Annotated in this window: 14 protein-coding genes; 4 read left to right on the top strand and 10 right to left on the bottom strand. The window is 54.1% G+C overall.

Going from position 1 to position 18,421, the window contains the following annotated elements; all coding sequences use genetic code 11:
• Window positions 1-317 precede the first annotated feature (317 nt).
• From SH287x_RS09415 to SH287x_RS09405, 3 genes are all read left to right on the top strand, one after another.
• On the top strand, window positions 318-1,223 hold the full coding sequence (locus SH287x_RS09415; protein WP_479518453.1) for a rhomboid family intramembrane serine protease: 906 nt from the start codon (window positions 318-320) through the stop codon (window positions 1,221-1,223).
• A 136-nt stretch (window positions 1,224-1,359) separates the two neighbouring features.
• On the top strand, window positions 1,360-1,920 hold the full coding sequence (locus SH287x_RS09410; protein ID WP_479518451.1) for an RNA polymerase sigma factor: 561 nt from the start codon (window positions 1,360-1,362) through the stop codon (window positions 1,918-1,920).
• Window positions 1,921-2,251: 331 nt separating this feature from the next.
• Window positions 2,252-3,046 carry a hypothetical protein gene (locus SH287x_RS09405; RefSeq protein ID WP_479518450.1) on the top strand — a complete coding sequence of 265 codons (795 nt, stop codon included), beginning with the start codon at window positions 2,252-2,254 and terminating at the stop codon, window positions 3,044-3,046.
• A gap of 112 nt (window positions 3,047-3,158) precedes the next feature.
• Here SH287x_RS09405 and SH287x_RS09400 read toward each other — a convergent pair whose 3' ends face one another.
• From SH287x_RS09400 to SH287x_RS09375, 6 genes are all read right to left on the bottom strand, one after another.
• Window positions 3,159-5,780 (bottom strand): DUF1549 and DUF1553 domain-containing protein, encoded by a 2,622-nt coding sequence (locus SH287x_RS09400; protein WP_479518449.1) that lies wholly within the window; start codon window positions 5,778-5,780, stop codon window positions 3,159-3,161.
• Complete coding sequence (locus SH287x_RS09395) at window positions 5,777-7,165, bottom strand: DUF1501 domain-containing protein (protein ID WP_479518448.1); 1,389 nt, start codon at window positions 7,163-7,165, stop codon at window positions 5,777-5,779. Before SH287x_RS09395 ends, SH287x_RS09400 begins: the two co-directional genes overlap by 4 nt.
• 320 nt (window positions 7,166-7,485) lie before the next feature.
• Window positions 7,486-8,784, bottom strand: coding sequence for a hypothetical protein (locus tag SH287x_RS09390; RefSeq protein WP_479518447.1), 1,299 nt, complete (start codon window positions 8,782-8,784; stop codon window positions 7,486-7,488).
• A 406-nt stretch (window positions 8,785-9,190) separates the two neighbouring features.
• A complete protein-coding gene (locus SH287x_RS09385; RefSeq protein WP_479518446.1) occupies window positions 9,191-10,198 on the bottom strand; it encodes a cytochrome-c peroxidase in 1,008 nt (335 codons plus the stop codon).
• Between the two features lie 322 nt (window positions 10,199-10,520).
• Entirely contained in the window at window positions 10,521-11,726 is a 1,206-nt protein-coding gene (locus tag SH287x_RS09380) for a Y-family DNA polymerase (protein WP_479518445.1), read from the bottom strand.
• Window positions 11,727-11,859: 133 nt separating this feature from the next.
• Window positions 11,860-12,741 carry a formylmethanofuran dehydrogenase subunit C gene (locus tag SH287x_RS09375; protein ID WP_479518444.1) on the bottom strand — a complete coding sequence of 294 codons (882 nt, stop codon included), beginning with the start codon at window positions 12,739-12,741 and terminating at the stop codon, window positions 11,860-11,862.
• Between the two features lie 287 nt (window positions 12,742-13,028).
• Between SH287x_RS09375 and SH287x_RS09370 the strand changes: the two genes are divergently transcribed.
• Complete coding sequence (locus SH287x_RS09370; protein ID WP_479518443.1) at window positions 13,029-14,144, top strand: GNAT family N-acetyltransferase; 1,116 nt, start codon at window positions 13,029-13,031, stop codon at window positions 14,142-14,144.
• A 70-nt stretch (window positions 14,145-14,214) separates the two neighbouring features.
• On the opposite strand, the gene SH287x_RS09365 is transcribed toward SH287x_RS09370, so the two are convergent.
• The 4 genes from SH287x_RS09365 to SH287x_RS09350 all read right to left on the bottom strand — a co-directional run bounded on the left by SH287x_RS09365 (window position 14,215) and on the right by SH287x_RS09350 (window position 18,368).
• Window positions 14,215-14,634 (bottom strand): Dabb family protein, encoded by a 420-nt coding sequence (locus SH287x_RS09365; RefSeq protein WP_479518441.1) that lies wholly within the window; start codon window positions 14,632-14,634, stop codon window positions 14,215-14,217.
• A 101-nt stretch (window positions 14,635-14,735) separates the two neighbouring features.
• Entirely contained in the window at window positions 14,736-15,158 is a 423-nt protein-coding gene (locus SH287x_RS09360; RefSeq protein ID WP_479518440.1) for a secondary thiamine-phosphate synthase enzyme YjbQ, read from the bottom strand.
• Between the two features lie 9 nt (window positions 15,159-15,167).
• A complete protein-coding gene (gene aroC / locus SH287x_RS09355) occupies window positions 15,168-16,340 on the bottom strand; it encodes a chorismate synthase (protein ID WP_479518439.1) in 1,173 nt (390 codons plus the stop codon).
• Between the two features lie 135 nt (window positions 16,341-16,475).
• Window positions 16,476-18,368: a hypothetical protein gene (locus tag SH287x_RS09350; protein ID WP_479518438.1), complete on the bottom strand. Its 1,893-nt coding sequence runs from the start codon at window positions 18,366-18,368 to the stop codon at window positions 16,476-16,478.
• Window positions 18,369-18,421: the final 53 nt, after the last annotated feature.

The following is an 18,421-nucleotide window of genomic DNA, read 5'->3' as shown; positions in this document are numbered from 1 at the left end:
CTGAGACTTTGCTTTGCTGAGGCTCGCAGTTCCTCTCTGTCAGCACTGTGGCCGCTGGGTTGAAGGTGACCACTGGATTGAATAGTGAACGCTGGGTTGAATTCAGTGACGATGTCTGGTCATGAAGGACTTGGTGGTGCATCAAAACCGAGGATTTCTCTTCAACTTAAATTGAATCACGAGAGGGCCTTTATTCCCGCGGGATAAGCCGCAAATGCCAGAAGGGATTCATCTCAGGGGGAATGGCCTTGCGCTTTTCTACAGAGTGGGCTATAACTAAGTTTTAGACGATTTTCTGACTCGGGATGAGTAAGAGCATGGCCCTTTGGACTCGCGACTACTACCGCGATGGCGATGATGACATGGTGTGGAACTCGGACGCTCCGGCGGTTCGAGGAATCATACTGGCCACACTCATTGTCCTGATTCTCCAGTTAGTTTGGACAATTCCCAATTCCACCGCTCCGACCCTGGGAGGCCGGGAGTCGGTTTTGGAATTGTGGTTCTCTATGAATACGTCAGACGTCCTGCATGGGCAAATCTGGCGATTGGTGTCGTATGCCTTTCTTCACGACACCGCCAGCCCCTGGCACTTTCTGTTTAATATGCTTTTTTTGTGGTGGTTTGGCCCCACATTAGAACGCATGTATGGCAGTCGGGAACTGATTGGATTCTATCTGGCAGCGGCTTTAGCCGGCGGACTGGGATTCGTGGGGTGGGATCTCCTGATGCGGCAGTCCGGAGCCATGATTGGCGCTTCGGGAGCCGTTCTGGCGACGACAATGCTCTTCACAATGCACTTCCCCACTCAGAAAATCGGCCTGTTCTTCGGGTTGCTGACTGTGGAGATGCGAGTTCTGATGGCCTTTATCGTGTTCATCGATGGGTTTTACTCTCTGGCCCAATTGGGAGGACGTGCAGGAGGGACTGGCGTTGCTCACCCCGCTCACCTTCTGGGAGTGGCATTTGGATGGGCCTATTACCACTGGAAATGGCGGATCAGCCGGATCTTCTCTCTTTGGGACTCGCTGCAAAACTCGTGGAAACAGTACCGCGCCCGAAGGCGATTCAAGGTCTATGTTCCAGAACCCGAGAGTTCCCCTCTGGATGATGATGTCGATCGTATCCTGATGAAAATCCATGAACAGGGGGAAGCCTCGCTGACGCCGCGAGAGCGGGAAACACTCAAAAAGGCGGCAAAAGCCTATCGCGAAAAACTTTGAGTTTTGATGACCCGCAACGGCTTGACGACCAGAAAAAAGTGGATGTTTCCGATCAGATCCTGCAACATCTGAGAAATCTTTGAAGACCTGAAACTGGCGAAGGCGGGAGCAGGTATTCTTTGCGGGGATCGATTTCATGGGTGAAACTTCAGATATTCAACTGGTCGACCGGTGCCTCGAAGGAGAGCCTGCCGCTACGACTTTGTTTGTACAGAAGTTTGAGAAGCTGATCTTTTCCATTGCCTTACGAATGCTTGGGCATCATCAGGATGCCGAAGATGTGGCTCAGGAATCGCTTTCTCGGGCGATCAGGCATTTGGGGCATTGGAAGCAGAATCGCCCGTTGAAGCCCTGGCTGCTGGCCATTGTGGTTAATCGCTGCAAATCCCGCCTGGGAGTACGCAGCCGGGCTGCGACTTGCATGGATGCTGACTGGCAGTATGACATCAGTGTTCCCGCGACTCAGACAGAAACGGCGGTTCAGGCTGAACTGGCTGAAGAGCTTAATCGGGCGATGAGCGAGCTTAAACCTGAATATCGTCAGGTCTTTGAACTGTACTATCGGGAAGAACAATCGATAGAGGAGATCTCACTCGCCCTGTCCATCCCTGAAGGGACGATCAAGACCTGGCTGCACCGCGGTCGAAAAACTCTGGCGGGAATGCTTCGTCAACGCGATCTGATTTCTTCCAGATAGTTTCCTGTTTTTCCTTTCAGCCTTTTTGAGTCGTTGATGTCTGACAGGTGATTTTTCCGTCTATTTTAGTTGCTGGTGATTTGTGAATTGCACCGATTTCACCGCTGAACTCGAAAGTCTGGCTTTGGCCCGCCGGCAGTTTTCTGTCGAGGATCTGAGTGAGGATGCACAGTTCCATCGAGAAGAGTGTCTTCACTGCCAGGCATGCTCTGATGGAGAAGTCCACCTCAACGCAGCCATTTGTGCCTGGCGGCAGTCCCCGGATTTACCAACTCCCTCGTCTGCGACGCATATCTCATTGATCGATTCCGATTTAACAGATCGATCGGTCATGCCATTTTCTGAGAACCGCTTGTCAGTGACTGAACGACGATCTCGTTCAGGGTGGCGCGATAATTTGAAGCCTGTCGTGGCTGCGGCCTTGCTGATCGGTGTGACCTGTGGTGGGATTTCTGTGACTCGCTCCACGCCATTCCCTGGCGCCCAGTCATGGTCATTAATTCCTCGCGCGATCTCCAGCAGTGTGACTTACAGTGTGCCAGTCTGGATTTCTTCCATGGCATCCCGCTCTGAATTCTTACCATCGCGCAGTTCGTCACCCGCTGCCCCAGATGGCCTTTCACCAGTAGCAGCTTTGACAGAGACTCTCTCAACAAATGAGCAGCCTGCGTCCTTGCTTGTTGCTGGTACATCGGAGTCAAAGTGGTTGCCTGAACCTGGTTCACGGGGTGAGGCTGTCTTGTTACTTAGTGTGCTGGGGGATCTCAGCAAAGCCCGTGTTCCTCATCCTCCGATGATGATTCCTGGCTTATTGCCGGAAGCTCTTTCGCAACTGGATCATTGGCAACAGCCGGTCAATGCGTGGAATGATCGATTGAGTGGTCGCCATCAAGGCCCTGTTGTGGAAGCGCCGGGAGGCGTCAAAGTCCCTCTTCCCGGAGTCCCTTTTGATCAATGGGAAGCCGTCAATTTGAAGGTGGCCCCGTTGAGTGCCAATCTGGTTGGCGCTTTGGCAGTGATGTGGTCTCCCTTTGAATCTGCGGACGTGCCCCCCACTGGCACGCCTGAAGCCAGCCTCGCTCCCACGCGGCGTTTAGAAGCCAGTGAGCAAGCCGTTTCCATCTGATGCGAATCGCAACTTGAAATGTCGCGTTGATGATCTCAAAAACATGCTTGCCCAAAGCTGCGAACATGGCACACAGAGCGCTATTTCAAATTGAAATGCGTCTCATCGCTCATTAATGCTGGAACAGAAATTCGCGACTGGTGAGCAAGCTCCAAAGGAGATCTTGAAAGGCCGCACGATGTTCTGCATGCGGGGTGTTGCCGATGACTTCATGGATTTGACGCAACTCGTCTCCTGAGGGATAGCGACTGAAGGCCGAGAGATAAAATTGTGTCACAATGGCCGTCACATCGGCGTGGCTCAATTCAAATTGATTGTCTGTCGCAATGGCAGAAACAGGAATCGTCTCTCCTGCTTTAGTCATGTCGGATGGTTGAGAAGCCGCGTTTTTTCCCAGTCCATCGTTAACGGAATTGGTCAGGAACGAGTTGATAATGCACTCGGGGTTCTCCAGCTTCTTCATGAGCGTGTCACCGTTCATGAGATGAAGAACCTGTGTCATGCTAGGCGCATCCGTCCGTTCGCATTCACACGTAAGAAGTCTGGCTGGGCGACCGAATGTGCTGAGAAAATAGGAACTGACAGCCGCATCCCTGAGTTGTAAGGCTCGCGTTCCTTTGGGGTAATCTTTGAACTCTGTGGGGACAGCCGTTACTTGGGAAAGAGCGTCCAGCATCACTTCAGCCGACAGCCGGCGTGGCTGGAAGCAAGAGTAGAACCTGTCATCGTGAGCATTTTCCACCATTGACTGACTCGATCGGCTGTAAGCCTCAGACAGGACAATTTGCCGCATGAGGTGTCGCAAATCGTAGTGATGATCGACCAGGTCATTTGCCAGATAAGAGAGAAGGGCTTCGTTACTGGCGGGGTTGGTAAGCCGGAGATCATCCACGGCTTCGACTAACCCGGTTCCCATGAAATTCGCCCAGACACGATTCACAATCGCCCGTGAAAAATAAGGGTTTTCGCGAGCGGTTAACCAAAGAGCCAGATGTTCCCGACGATCACCTTCCTGATCAAACGAAATCGGAAGACCATCCAGGGGCTGAGGACTCTGGGCTTTCCCGGTGCGTGGCTGAATGATCTCTCCCTGGTCGGCCAGAAAAATCATCCGATTCCCATCACCTGCCCGGAAATCACCTCCCCAGCCTTTGCCACGGACTCGGGCAAACAGGCTGGCCATGCCGTAGTATTGGTCGTTCGTCCATTTTTCCAGGGGGTGATCATGACAACGGGCGCAGTTGATCGACATCCCCAGGAAAGCGGTTGAGATGGTTTCACTCATATCGAGCGGATCCTGATGCAGCGAATAAAAGTTTGCCGCCCCATGAGTCCATGTGCTCCCCTTGGCCAGAAGAATGTGGCGTGCTATTTCATCCCAGGGGGTATTCTTTTCGACCTGCTCACGAATCCAGGCGGAATAAGCTTTGACGGCTTCTGGCCTTAACCGTTCGCCGCTCACGAGAAGGAGATCGCTCCATCGGTAAGTCCAGTAATCGACAAACTCAGGGCGAGACAGATACTGATCCACCAGTTGCGTGCGTTTATCAGGGGCGTCTGATGCCAGAAATGCTTCCGCCTCAGCAGCGGTGGGTAGCACTCCCAGTAAATCCAGTGAAAGCCGCCGAAGGAACTCGCTATCGCGACAACGCGGGCTGGGGGGGATATTGAGTTCTTCCAGTTTGGCAAGAATCATTTCATCAATCGGCCCCAACTTCGACCGGCGGGCAAGTGCCTGTGCGGGGATGTCCTGGACAGCAGGAACAGTGACGGTTGCGATCACGTTCTGTGCCAGATACCACGCGATCACGGAGCCTTCGCCCTGGCCGTTGACGGTCACCAGACCTGGGGTTTCTCCTTCATTGACGACGGTGCAAACGGCGTGATGAGTCGCTGTGAACTTCGCCCAACGAGTGACATCTTCAAATCGGCCGTTGGTGAATTCGGCAATGACCAGCAGTTGTTGCTGATCACCGGTCTGCAACCGATTGAGCGGGGGGTAGACGTGTAATTGACGAATCCGTGCGTCATCGGCCACTGGCCCGCCATGTCCCTGGGCGATCCATTCGGAAAGAACACGATATTCGGGAGATGTCTCATTGAATCGAACGCCCCCTTTGTGAGCAATCGCTCCTGTCGGCTTGGTCAATAACAGACTGCGACCAGGATCATGCGCCGTGATTCTCCGGCCCCGCGCATGGCGTGTCATCAGGAGGTAATCTCCTTCAGGGTCATACCCTCTTAACGAGAGCCGGAATCCATTTTTCCCGGCCACCGCCCCATGGCAGGCTCCCATGTTGCAACCCGTCTTACTCAGCACCGATTGCACGTGATTGCGGAAATTCCAGGGAGTATCAGGATCAAACCCTTCAACGATCACTTGAGCTTCAGCAACGACCTCTTCCGCCCGAACCTCAGATTTCATGACGGCACGGAGTGTCGTTCGCCCATTCTTTTTGGCGACAACGCGACCAGATTCTACCGCACAAATCTCTGGGTCAGCGATTGACCATGCGATAGAATTTTGGTCAATCACCGGCCCTGAAGAGACCTTTCCCGTCATCCGCTGTAACAGCAGCTGCTGTGATGGCAGGGGGGAGGAAAGTCGAATAGTTTCCGGCAGTATCGCAATACGAATAGACTCCTCGGCGATGGCCGAGTTGTTATTGGCCATCACCTCATGAGTCAGGAGGGTGAGGAGCATCAACAGCGGAACGACTTGAAACCGTGTCATGCAAACAACTCCCGAATCGGCTTGGTGCCAAAATCGACCAGCGGAAACGGACGACCGGCCGGCCCTGGCAAATGGTCTTCGATGTTGAATCCCAGGCTGTGAAAAATTGTTGCCACGACCTCAGGAGGCGTGACTGGTCGCTCTGCGGGAACTCCACCAATGGCATCGCTCTTGCCGACGACCTGCCCGCCCTGAACACCACCACCGGCAAAATACATGCTCCAGCATTGTGGCCAATGGTCTCGTCCTCCCGCGGGGTTCACTCGAGGAGTACGGCCAAACTCCGCCAGATTGCAAACGAGTGTCTCTCCTAACAGCCCACGTTCGTCAAGATCACGAATGAGGGCTGCATAGCCCTGGTCATACATGGGAGCGACAATGTTCTTCATTCCTTCGATTGATGTGAAGGGAAGGGTGCCATGGATATCCCAGGTGATCTCATTGAAAACGGTGAGAAACGTATTGATCGTGACAAATCGCACGCCGGCTTCGACTAATCGGCGTGCCAGCAGGCAGCACTGTCCGAAGCGGTTCATGCCGTAGCGTTCGCGAACTTCCTGCGGTTCACTGGAAAGATCGAAAGCCGCCCGCGCTTGAGGGCTGCTGATCAATCGGAATGCTGCTTCAAAGTTACTTCCCAGCAGGTTTGCTGACTCGCTGTTTTCAAACTGAGAGAGGGAACTTTCGACAATGGAACGCAGTTTTCGCCGGCGGTCGAGTCGAGCTTCTCCCAATTGTGGAGGCGGCAGAAGATCGGGCACTTTGAAGTTGGGTTTCGAGGGATCAGCATTGAGGGCAAAGGGATCGTGAGCTTTCCCTAAAAAGCCACCAGCTTGTCCGTTAGGAAGATTTCCTCCGCCCGATCCCATTAACTCAGGCAGAACGACAAACGGTGGCAAGTCGGTACGGCGTCCCATCAGATAACTGGTCACGCTTCCGGCATGAGGTGTCTGCACGCCACCGGTAAAGAAACGCCCCGTTTGCAGATACTGCCAGCCCGCATCATGTACGGCAGGAGCCGAGTGATAACAACTGCGGACAATCGAGAACTTGTCGGCGATCTCAGCATGTCGGGGAAGAATTTCGGTCAGCTGAATATCGGGGGAAGCGGTGCGGATTGTCTCAAAAGGGCCGCGAATCTCGCGAGGTGCCAATGGCTTGGGATCGAATGTATCAATCTGGCTGGGAGCCCCCAGATTGTAGATCATGATCACAGAACGTTTGTCATTCCCTTTTGTCCGACTGTGTTCCTGTGCTTGTGATTCCATCTGCATGAGGTCGGCGAGCGTCAATCCTGCCGCGCCGAGCGTTCCTACCTGCAAAAAATCCCTCCGGTTGACACCGTTACAAGTGTGGGCAGAACCGTCGCCGGTCAATGAAAGCATGCCAGATCTCCCGAGATGAGTTTGCCTCAGCACAAGTGATGCCGCCAACAACCCATCAATAGGGATCGATGTTAACATCTTTGCTGAGAAGGTCTCCAGTCAGGATTGCCGGAGATTCCTGATTTGCAGGGAGATTGCAAACGGAGAAAACAAATGGGCGTTTATCAAAAGCGAGTGGCCCGGAGACAGGATATGCCTCCGGGCCATTCGCGTAAAAATATCGTGGAATTGAGCGTGCTTAACAAAACCCGTTGTGATACTCGGAAAGTATCAAAGCGTGATTCTTTCCTGAAACGCACCAGTGGTTTTGTTCGAGCTTGTTAGAAGCCGGCTGGGATCTTGAGCAGGCCACCCTTGGGCTTATCGCCCGTCTCTTTTCCGGTACCGAAGACGGTCACGTAGGCATTGCCTTCTTTATCAAAAGTCAGCGAGGTCGGACGATCCAGAGAGAGGATCTTCTTGGGCTTGACTTCTTCACCTTCAAAGACCATCTCGAACAGGCCACCTTGAGTGGCGTCTGGCCAGGCGAAATCAACGGCGTACAGTTTGCCATTCGGGGCATAGGCCAGGCCGGTGATGTCATGCAGGCCGGTCTTGTAGTTTCGGAGCAGCTTGCCATCTTCAGGGCTATAGAAAGTGACGAGGGAGTCACCCGCCACGTTCACTTCACCACCTTGGCCGATGACCAGTTCTTTACCATCGGGAGTTGATGTGGCTGCGATGGGAGCGTCAACGTTGACCGCTTCCTTGGTAGCCAGCCATGGAGTCAGTTCGCCCGGCTTACCATCCGTCACAACCGACTTGACGACCCATCCCTTGGCATCGTTGCCGTTGGAAGTGATGTAAATCGCGTTGCCAATGACAGCGACGCCGTAATAGTTGCCTTCTCCCTTAGGGCTGGCTTCGCCTGGAGCGATGGGGCCGAGCGTGACCTCTGCATCGGCTTCCTTACGAGGTGGGCCAGGAACCTTGTCTTCGATCTTGTAAACACGAACAAGTTCTTCACCATCAGGCCGGCTGCCATCAGCAACGATCAAACGGTCGGTACCGAGCAATGCCACTCCGAGAGGGCCGATGTCGTACTTGGGGCCTTTGCCATAAACATCAGTTGGGAAGCCTTCGACTTCCAGATAAATCTTATGAGGCTTTCCTGGAACCAGGCGGAAGACTCCCTGCTTTGAGACGATAAAGACGTGGCCGTTACCGCCGTGAATGGCCACACCGGTGGGGTTATCGAGATGCTCGACAAGTTCCACGGGCTTAGGGCCAACTGGAGCATCAGCAGGCTTGGTTTCGGCTGGTTTGGTTTCAGCAGGTTTAGTGTCGGCAGGTTTGGTTTCGGCAGGTTTGGTTTCTGCAGCAGGCTTGTCATCTGCTTTAGGAGCTTCGGCTTTGGGGGCATCTGGCTTAACAGCTTCAGCTTTGGGAGCTTCAGCAGCGGGGGCCTCGGCCTTGGGTGTCTCAGCTTTCGGAGCCTCAGGCTTCACTTCCTGAGGAGCGGGTGTTTCCGCCTTGGGCGCTTCAGCAGCGGGTGCTGCTTCTTGAGCCGTCACAGAAAGGCCCGAGAAGGCCATCGCTGCGGCGACCAGTGCAGAGGCCACCATCGGCTGACTCTTCATTGCATGGAAATCATTCAAACAGAAACGCATCCGTCGTCCCTCTCAACAGAAATTCGGTTGGAAGTCTTGTCACGATGTCAGACAATCCGAAACAGAACCGATTGGCCATGGGGAACTTCCCTCCCATCTCCTTCCGATTCCATGTGTCGTATTCATTCGCAGGAAACACACAAGGGGTTTCCTGTCGTACAACGAAATACGATTGGCTGCTGATGCTACTACTCTCGCAAGATGATTGCAAAGCCCTTGTCTTCTCCAGACTTGTGATCACACCCGCGATGATCTTGTGATGGCCAGGATTTATGGCTCCACCTCACTTGCTAAAAGTGGCCTGAGTGTGATCGAAGGGCCTTCTCTCTTTAACAAAAAAAGAGACCGAGTTTATCCCGGATCTTTTTTCCCGAATCTATTTGGGGAGTTCAGGCTTCTTCACCACAGGGAAGTCGGGGCTGGCTAAGCCATCTCGCATGAACGTCACCAGGTCGGCTTTTTCTTCGGCGCTCAGTTTGAGTTCATAGATTTCTTCATCCAGGTAGTCGTTAGGAACCCCTCCCTTGTTGTAATGATCCACTACCTCTTCCAGCGTTTTTAATTGGCCATTGTGCATATAAGGAGCGGTACGCTGGGCCTCGCGAACTGAGGGAGTCTTGAATGCTCCCCGATCTCCTTCAATTTGGGAGATCTCAAAGCGGCCCACATCTTTGTCGCCGATACCAATGTTATGGAAGGCGTTGTCTGTGAAGTTCGGCCCGCTATGGCAGGCACTGCAATTGGCTTTTCCAAAGAAAAGCGTCCGGCCACGTTCCATGGCCGGTGTCCAGGATGACCGGTCACCTGCGAGATAGCGATCGTAGGGAGAATTGTTTGATACGATTGTCCGCTCAAACGCCGCGATCGCCCTGGCCAGATTGTCGGGCGTCACGTCAGTACCAAACACCTTCTGGAATTGGTTGCGGTACCCTTCAATTTTATTGAGTCGTTCAATCAATGGTTCGAGCTTCATTCCCATTTCAATCGGGTTCTGCATCGGCCCCAGCGCCTGATCTTCCAGGGTTTTGGCCCGGCCATCCCAGAACTGAAATTTGTGATAGGCACTGTTGATGACCGTGGGGGAATTGCGACCTCCCTTTTGCCCTTCAACGCCGGTTGAAACGCTTTCACCATCGCTGTAACCCTTCTCGGGATCGTGACAGGTGGCGCAGGAAATCGTTCCACTGGATGACAGCCGAGGGTCAAAGTAAAGCTGTTTCCCCAGTTCAATTTTTTCGGGCGTGGCGGGGTTATCAGCCGGATGAACCTCTTTGGAGAGAGTCTGTGGCGCGGCTGCCGATTGCGCATGGGACTCTGTGATCAGTGCCATGAAACAGACGGCAGTCACACCATAACTCAGCAGCCAATTTTGTCTCATCAGCATTCGACCGGACTCCATGTAAGGGGGGATGACCGTTCCATCTTAGACTTTGATGGCGAAATCATCCATCCGGAGAAGCCACTGTTTCCGATCAAAGAATCTGCGTTTTTCGCAGGAAAAAACGTGAAAAACAGGAGAGGAGCTTGTCCAACGTGACCATCTATTCTCCACGATTACCCACAGACGGATGGTTAATTAACCCTCACCCCGGCACTCTCGCGTCAGCGGGAGAGGGGGAATTCCCGGACTGGCTGTGAGTTGATCGTGCCTGCTCAGAGTGATTGGCAGCCGTGTGATCGGGAACTGTGTGATTGGCAACTGTGAATTAATCTGAGTCATTGGGGATGCGACCAAAGGCGATTTTATTTTCCATCGGTTGGCGGTAGTGATGGAGTGAGCCGATGTAAATTTTGGATGGCCCCCATTGCAAATTGATGCGATCCATCACTTGTGAAGCCCGCTGTCGCTTCTCGATATCCTCAAACAGAGGGCGTGCCACCTGTGTGGCCAGGATCAGTCCGGAGACTGTCACATCGACTTTGCGTGGAGGCGGCCCGCCAGATTTTCGTCGCTTCCACAAGCCCTCGAAGGCGTTGAGCAGCGTGTAAGTGTCATCAATCGTCGGAAGATGGGTTTCAAAAAAGACGTGCCCGCCACGAACGTCGCCCACAGACAATTGTAAGTGACGCGCCAGGTAACCGCTTTGCCGTAGTCGTTGCCCCAACTTGCAAACCAGGCGTTGGAGAATTCCGTGCGCGCCCTCTTCTGTGCGGAACTGAGGATCAAGGACGTTTCCATGAGTCATCGAGCGGCGGCGAGTCGTTTGTTCGGGTTCGTCTTCGCCGTGAAATCCAGCCCACCAATAGGCTCCTGAGATCGATCCCCAGATGCGGATGGCGTCATCGCGGGTGATGTTCCACAGATCCCGTATGGAATGAATTTTGTTTTGCTCCAGTCGTGCCAGCATGCCTTTGCCAATGCCCGTCAGCTTTGAAACCGGGAGATGATCCAGGCGGCCAGGAAGGTCTTCGACGGAAAGAATGGTAAGTCCATTCGGCTTATCCAGACCACTGGCAATCTTGGCGAGCAATCGGCTGGGAGCAATGCCAATCGAGCACGTCAGCCAGGGGCTGAAGTCTTGCGCCAACTGTTGCTTGATCTGATGAGCCAACTGTGTGGCGTGCTCGGGTTGCTTGTGCTCGCCCGTCAGGCGCACTGTCCATTCATCAATCGAGTAGACCTTTTCGATGAGAGCGACGCGATCGATGCTTTGAAGAATTTGCTGATGAACTGCGACATATGCCGCCGGGCGGGCTTTGATCAACTGGATTTTCGGGCAAATTTGTCGGGCCTCTTTGACCTTCATGCCCGTTTTGGCCCCAAACCGCTTGGCTTCATAACTGGCCGCAATGAGGCATGTATAGTCGGACTCGACAGGGATAATCCCCACGGGTCGCTGGCGTAATTCGGGTCGCAAATGCTGCTCAACCGACGCAAAGAACGAGTCCATATCCGTCATCAACCAGTTCATAGTGCAAACCCCTGAAGTGAACTTAAGATCAAGTGTACCTAAGTTCAATTTTTCGGCAAGGGCAGAGTGAGAACTTGACCAAATGGGGGACGTGACTGCGTGTGGAAACCCAAGAGAAAGCCGTGGCAAGGCACTACTCGGGAAGCAAAGAAGCTCCTTTGCTCAGCGTGATTAATTCACCTCGTCCCAAGGTCAGTTGATCACCGAGAAATCGTTCAAAAACACGTGGTTCTTGCGCGTGGCTCTGCCAGAAATCGGCTGAGGTCTGATCTTCGCCCTGAAAAACCTGGGCGAGATGCCGAAAGAGCATGCGCAAATAGATGGACTCCACCTTTCCCGCATGCTTCCACAACAGGGATTTCAGCCGGGCGTCTTCCAGAGAAACAGGTGTTTCCTCAGATTGAAGTGAAATCAGCGTGGCACGCTTCAGCCCAAAGCCAGCGGCTTCGCCAAACCCTTGACCAGCCACGATGGTTCCTGCAATCGCTCCTCGTCCTGCCATGCGTCCCACACGGCCGCCGGCAGCGATCAATCCTCGTCTCATCAGATTTCCCGCCAGATCGCCTACGTTTCCGGTGACGGCAATCTCGCCTCCCTGCATGCCCATCATCGCGCCATCCCGTGGGCCACCCAGACGATCTTTTGCGTTGCCATGGATGCGGAGAAGTCCTCCCTGCATCCCTGCTCCGGCATCGTCGCCCACATTCCCTGCGACCACAACGCGGCCACCGCTCATGTGGGCTGCTGTCCGATAGCCGCAGGAACCGTGAATGAAGAGGCGGCCCTGCGACCAACCTTCGCCCACGCGGTCGCATCGCGACAGGTCTCCGACAATTTCCAGATCGTCCAGGTAGGTGCCTTCGCAGTGAAACCAGTCACTCAGTTTTCTCTGCTGTCGACCTTGCCAGACCATTATCTCAGCGACATCTTGCGCCGTCATTCCGGAAGCAAGCTTTCGCGTCAGCCCATCCATTGCCAGCGGGATTTCTGGCTGATGTTTCAAAATCAGTCGCATGGCTGGGTCAACCGCAAGGGGGAGTTTGGGAAACAGAAGGGGAGGACAGATGTTGCTTTTTCGCATCACTGCTGATGTGGCTCAGCAAAATCGTGTTTCTGAGCATGAGCCATGTCACCATTCAAGTCGAGTCTGTCGCTTCAAAATGACCTTGTTCTGGCAAACGCGCGGCCGATACCTGTCACTCTCGAAAGCTTGATGCTTCCGGCTCTCAAGGCCACGTTTCTGGTATGGGCCTTGCGTTACATCGCCGAGTATTCCCCCCCCCTAATTGGAAAGGCTCGGCAATGTATCAAGTGATTCCGGTCACAGAACTTGAACATCTGGCTCCCTACCGTGAGGCGTGGACTCGCCTTGTCAAAGAGGATCCACGAGCCCAATTTACGCAGTCACTGGAATGGCTGGAAAGCTATTGGAAGGCGTTTGGCCAAGACAAACTTCTGGAGTGTCATGTCGTCCTCTTTGGCGATGAGCCTGTGGGCTTTGCTCCGCTGGTTCTCAAGAAAGTTGCCACACGGCTGGGGGCTGTTCGGGTCTTGACGTGGCCGCTGGATAGTTGGGGAGTGGGTTATCGACCGATTGGGCGAAACGTCACGAGTACGCTGTTTCCGGCCTTTCGCGCTCTACACAATTCCAACGACTTCGATATTCTCGATTTGCGTTATCTCTCTGAAGATGCCGGCCTGCGTGACCGCTGCATTAGCGCCTGCCGCCTGGCCCGAGTTCCCGTCAGTGCCAGTCGCTGGCAAAAGTATGCTGCGTTCTCGGCGGATTGCTTCAAACATTGGTCAATCTATGTTTCTCGTGATCTGGAGATCATTGAACATAGCCGCTCTCATAGCGAGAAACTGGAACTCCTGCGTCTTCGCCCGGACGAAACTTCTGCTGATGTCCTGAGCCTGTGGGAAAGCGTCCGACATTTGTTTGATGAGTCACTCCAGGAGTACCTGACGGGGTGTGTCCGAGGCTCTCTCCAGTTGGGGATGCTGGATCTCTCCATCGCGATGAGCGGGGAGCGTCCCGAGGCGGTGGTGATTGGTCACCATCATGGAGTTCAGTATGAAGTGCTGGCGATATCGACACCGCGTAACGCCAGCCAGCAGGCGTCACGTTCCTGGCTGTTGGGACAGATCCTGCTGGAACTTCCCTGGTCGGGTGACAGCGTGGCCTGTTTCCGTGAAGAATATGTTCCCTGCGTGGCCAACTGGAGTCCGAGCATCAAGTGGACAATGCGGCTGACGAACTTCCGGACTTCTCACCCGAAAACCCGCCTGCTTCATCTTTCACGGAAAGTCTTTGGCCCGCCCGCTCCAGCCAAGAGCCATCGCCCTTACCAGTTGAGCAAGAACAGCACCAACACCGAATTGCGGCTGGCTGATTTTGAAAGTATCTACGGCTCCTGACTGAAGCCTCAGGAGCCGGTCAAGAATCGATTCATACTTCAATAAAATGTGAGATAACGGCCCATGCCACTCACTTTTTGACCCAGTAATCAAACACCAGAACATTCTTGAGACGTGGGCCGACCAACTTCACAAATTCCTTATGCTCGGGATGGGGAAGGTAGTTGTCGCGATCTTTTGCGGTCTTGAAGGTCACGACATACCCGTGTGTGAACCCACCGGCTTTCCCTTCGACGCTGACATCGGTTCCGCACTCGAAATCGACGATCTCAGAGATCTTTCCCTTTAAGCCGGCAAAGGCCTTGGTCACTTCTTCGATCTGGGCAGGGGTGGTTCCTTCTTTGTATTCAAAGAGTACCACATGCCGGAGTAACTGGGGAGCAGGCTCATCTGCCATCGCGGCTTTCTGTGATCCGAAACTGAAGGTCGCTGCGACCAGAAAGAGGCCGACAGCCAGAAATTTTATCGCAGGGGAGGTCTTGAAGCTCATTGATTGATCCTTAGCTGGAAAAACGGGTTGATTGATAACGGGTTGATTGACAGGGTGCTGTCTGCAAAAAACTTTTGCAGGCTGGTCATGGTTTGGCTGGTCTATTGGGAGGTCATCAGAGTGAGTGAGATCCGCCGGGGGCCTCCGTGATCGCGGTGCTCGCAAAGGTAAATCCCTTGCCAGGTTCCCAGGATGAGCCGCCCTTTCGCAACGGGAATTGTCACACTGGCCCCCATGAGCGAGGCCTTCACATGTGCGGGCATGTCGTCCTCGCCTTCCAGCGTGTGGACGTAGGGCCATGACTCGGGAACCAGGCGGTTGAGTGCCATTTCAAAGTCAGTCCGAACATCGCGGTCTGCGTTCTCGTTGATCGTCAACGAGGCGGATGTATGCAGGATAAAGACAAACAGCAACCCATCACCGGCCTCGGGAAGCTCGGGTAATGCCCGCAGAACCTCATCTGTCACCAGGTGGCAACCGCGTGGCCGGGGAGTGAGTTGAGTCAGCGAATGACGAACTTTCATGGCACCCCCTTATTCCTTTTGACTGGATAAGCCTGGCTGAGAGGGCTTCCAGTTGGTCTGGCCGCACCAGCGTAGCCAATGATCGGCGATAACAATGGCGACCATGGCTTCTGCCATCGGGATGAATCGGGGCAACAGGCAGGGGTCGTGTCGACCTTTGGTACGGATTGTGGTTTCCGTTCCATCGCGTGTCACGGTGGGTTGTTCGAGTGGCAGGCTGCTGGTGGGTTTGACTGCGGCCCGAAGAATGATCGGCAAGCCGCTGGAAATCCCCCCTAACATTCCTCCATGCCGGTTTGTTACCGTGGTGATTCGCTCTGCCGCTACCAGCTTTTGATCGGCATGTGCCTGCTTGGGCACAAAGTGATCGTTATGTTCGCTGCCACGCATGGTCACACAACCAAACCCAATGCCATAGTCGACCCCCAGCACGGCTGGCAGGCTGAACAGGGCTTTGGCGAGATCGGCCTTCAACTTGTCGAAGACGGGTTCACCCAACCCGGCGGGAATTCCCGTGGCGACAATCGTGGCGGCACCGCCGATTGAATCCTGTTCTTTGCGAACGGTCTCGATCAACTCAATCATTTTTTCACCGGCCGCATAGTCCGGGCAACGAATAATGTTTGGTGAGCCATCAGGCAAGTGTTCCACTTGCTGCTCTGTCACAAGTTCAGGCTGTAAGACCTGAGCGACAATGTCTCCCACCTGATGGACATAACCAACAACTGTGGCGCCCAGGGCTTCTTTCAACAGTCGCTTGGCGACGGCTCCAGCCGCTACGCGGGCTGTGGTTTCGCGAGCACTGGAGCGACCGCCCCCCCGGTAATCACGAAAACCATATTTGGCATCAAACGTAAAATCGGCATGTCCGGGACGGTAGATGTCTTTGATGTTGCCATAATCCTTACTCCGCTGATCGGTATTACGGATGAGAATGGCAAGGCTGGTGCCTGTGGTTCTTCCCTCAAAGACACCTGAGAGAATTTCTGGAAGGTCAGCTTCATCACGCTGGGTAGTGATATGGCTTTGTCCGGGACGGCGGCGGTTCAGATCGACCATCAGGTCATCGACGGTCAAGGGAATTCCCGCAGGGACGCCATCAATGATGACGAGGTTGCCGGGGCCGTGACTTTCACCAGCCGTAGTAATGCGAAACGCCTGACCAAATGTGTTTCCCGCCATAATGTCCTTAGTCTACACGTTGTCATCGCAAGAGAAAACTGGTCGATATCCCCAAGGGTCGGCCCTGATGTTTGTTTGCCTTGTTTTCAGCAAAGTGGCGGCAGAGTGCAACCCTTACTGCGGAATGATTGATGGTTAATCGGCTGCAGGAGTTTGGGGGGCTTCGGCATGATCCACTTGACGTAACTGGGTGATTTCTTCGTCCAGAACCCGCAAGGCCTCGCTGCTCAGATGTTGAGCCGATAATTGCAGAATGGCATCGCATTGGCGTTTAATGCGTTCTGTTGCTGATCGGCTGGGGATTTTTTGAGCCGCTTCAATGCTGGTGGAGCGAATGGCCGAAATGAGAGCCGCGACGTTCTGGTCTGTAGGTAATTCCGACATCGATTGACGAAGCTGTTCCACCACTGGCCATTGCCGTTGTTTTGAGGCATTTCGAATTCGTGCCAGCAGTGAAGTCCGCTTGACGGTTGCGAGCATGATTTCTTCTCCCAGTGTGGCCAGGCGCGCTTCGGCGTCACGTCGTGGCAGGTCATCTGGAAGCAGTAATTGGGCTTCAGCGCGCGACCCTGTGATCAGTGGGACACGTGCCAGCAACTGATCACCTCCGAAGATATTGAGCCAGAGCAATGCGGGCGAAGGGGATGACGGCATGCTGCTGATCCGAATGCTTCCCCGAAGATTCGTGGTCAGTAAATCCCGTACCAGACCAGATTCTGTCTCCGAAGCCGTTGACTTGGGATTTGCCGGAGCGGAGTTGACTTCTGGTACGGTGTTGACTGGTGACTCGGGTGGCACTGTGGGAGTTTTCAGCAGTCTTTCCAGTTGAATTCGTGTGGCGGCGGGTAAAGGTTTGGTCGACAGAAAGACATCCAGCCCGATCTGAGGCTGTTTGGTTTGTGTGGTCAGAATCGTGACTTCCGTTGATTCCTGATGAGGGGGAACCAGTAAGCCACGAACTTCCACCAAAGAACGGGATCGCCCTCCCAAGCCGGCACGCGCTCCTGAATGAACGGTCGGTTTTCGTTGCTGATCCAGTTCAATGACTGTCCAGTCGACTCGAGTCCTCCGAGTGACTTTTCGGTGATCATCCAGCTGGCAGATCCATGGTTCAGCAAAAGATCGCTGTGCAGGCTGCCAGGGAGCTGGCAAAAGATCGGAGCGATCGACACCACGTTCAATCGCGCGAAGATCTCCCCCGCTGCGAGTGATCAGTTTGACTTCGGGAGCAAAGAGTTCCAGGGCTGTGGTGACCAGCAATCTTTCGATCGCCGCACGAGTGGCCTGCCTGGGTAAAACTCGCCGAATAGTTCTCTCGTATTGAGGCTGTTCACATTGAAGCGAGGCTTCAAATCCCTCGCCGACTTTTTTCAGTTCCACGCTGAAAATTCCATCCACGTCCTGCGGAAGAACCACCGTCTCGGCACTCCATAATCCTCGACTCATTTGCCTGGCGAGGCGGGGCAATGAGACTTCAGACAGAGACGCGATCACCGGACGATTTAACGCATCATTTTCGCGAATCTGCCACACAATCTGATAAGGGGTTTCTTCCCAGGGTTTGATGGTTGCCGTTAGGCGAGACTTACTTGTGGCTGGCTCTGTTCCCTCAGCGAGAGCAGAACTGAAGCATCCCAGAACCAGTAAACAGACCATCGACCACTGAATGGCTGCCCGAGAACGCTCAAATCCTTCTCCCACGAGGGGAGAGGGAGCCTTGCCGGACAGGCTCTGAATATCGTGTCGATGGGGGAGAGACGCTGAATTGGTGCATTTCGTCGGAACTTCATGCACCCTACCTGGCTGAGAACGCTCAAATCCTTCTCCCTCTGAGGGAGAAGGTGGCTTCAGGCCGGATGAGGGGGTTGGTATTGGCTTTGGTAACACGGACGGTTCATCGGCCCCCTCACCCAGCTTTCTCATTCCGGGCCTCTCCCACGAGGGGAGAGGGAGCCTTGCCGGGCAGGCTCTCAATATGGTGTCGATGGGGGAGAGACGCTGAATTGGTGCATTTCGTCGGAACTTCATGCACCCTACCCGGCTCACGAGGGGAGAGGGAGTCTGACCGGACAGGCTCTGAA

Source organism: Planctopirus sp. SH287 (assembly GCF_056500625.1).
The sequence above is the reverse complement of the archived record's forward strand: the minus strand, read 5'-3'. Positions and strand labels throughout refer to the sequence as shown.

What these genes read in the sequence shown, in the direction of transcription:
- SH287x_RS09415 (WP_479518453.1), top strand. Translation starts at nt 318, where the DNA reads ATGGCCCTTTGGACTCGCGACTACTACCGCGATGGCGATGATGACATG.
- SH287x_RS09410 (WP_479518451.1), top strand. Translation starts at nt 1,360, where the DNA reads ATGGGTGAAACTTCAGATATTCAACTGGTCGACCGGTGCCTCGAAGGA.
- SH287x_RS09405 (WP_479518450.1), top strand. Translation starts at nt 2,252, where the DNA reads ATGCCATTTTCTGAGAACCGCTTGTCAGTGACTGAACGACGATCTCGT.
- SH287x_RS09400 (WP_479518449.1), bottom strand. Translation starts at nt 5,780, where the DNA reads ATGACACGGTTTCAAGTCGTTCCGCTGTTGATGCTCCTCACCCTCCTG.
- SH287x_RS09395 (WP_479518448.1), bottom strand. Translation starts at nt 7,165, where the DNA reads ATGCTTTCATTGACCGGCGACGGTTCTGCCCACACTTGTAACGGTGTC.
- SH287x_RS09390 (WP_479518447.1), bottom strand. Translation starts at nt 8,784, where the DNA reads ATGAAGAGTCAGCCGATGGTGGCCTCTGCACTGGTCGCCGCAGCGATG.
- SH287x_RS09385 (WP_479518446.1), bottom strand. Translation starts at nt 10,198, where the DNA reads ATGCTGATGAGACAAAATTGGCTGCTGAGTTATGGTGTGACTGCCGTC.
- SH287x_RS09380 (WP_479518445.1), bottom strand. Translation starts at nt 11,726, where the DNA reads ATGAACTGGTTGATGACGGATATGGACTCGTTCTTTGCGTCGGTTGAG.
- SH287x_RS09375 (WP_479518444.1), bottom strand. Translation starts at nt 12,741, where the DNA reads ATGCGACTGATTTTGAAACATCAGCCAGAAATCCCGCTGGCAATGGAT.
- SH287x_RS09370 (WP_479518443.1), top strand. Translation starts at nt 13,029, where the DNA reads ATGTATCAAGTGATTCCGGTCACAGAACTTGAACATCTGGCTCCCTAC.
- SH287x_RS09365 (WP_479518441.1), bottom strand. Translation starts at nt 14,634, where the DNA reads ATGAGCTTCAAGACCTCCCCTGCGATAAAATTTCTGGCTGTCGGCCTC.
- SH287x_RS09360 (WP_479518440.1), bottom strand. Translation starts at nt 15,158, where the DNA reads ATGAAAGTTCGTCATTCGCTGACTCAACTCACTCCCCGGCCACGCGGT.
- aroC (WP_479518439.1), bottom strand. Translation starts at nt 16,340, where the DNA reads ATGGCGGGAAACACATTTGGTCAGGCGTTTCGCATTACTACGGCTGGT.
- SH287x_RS09350 (WP_479518438.1), bottom strand. Translation starts at nt 18,368, where the DNA reads ATGAAGTTCCGACGAAATGCACCAATTCAGCGTCTCTCCCCCATCGAC.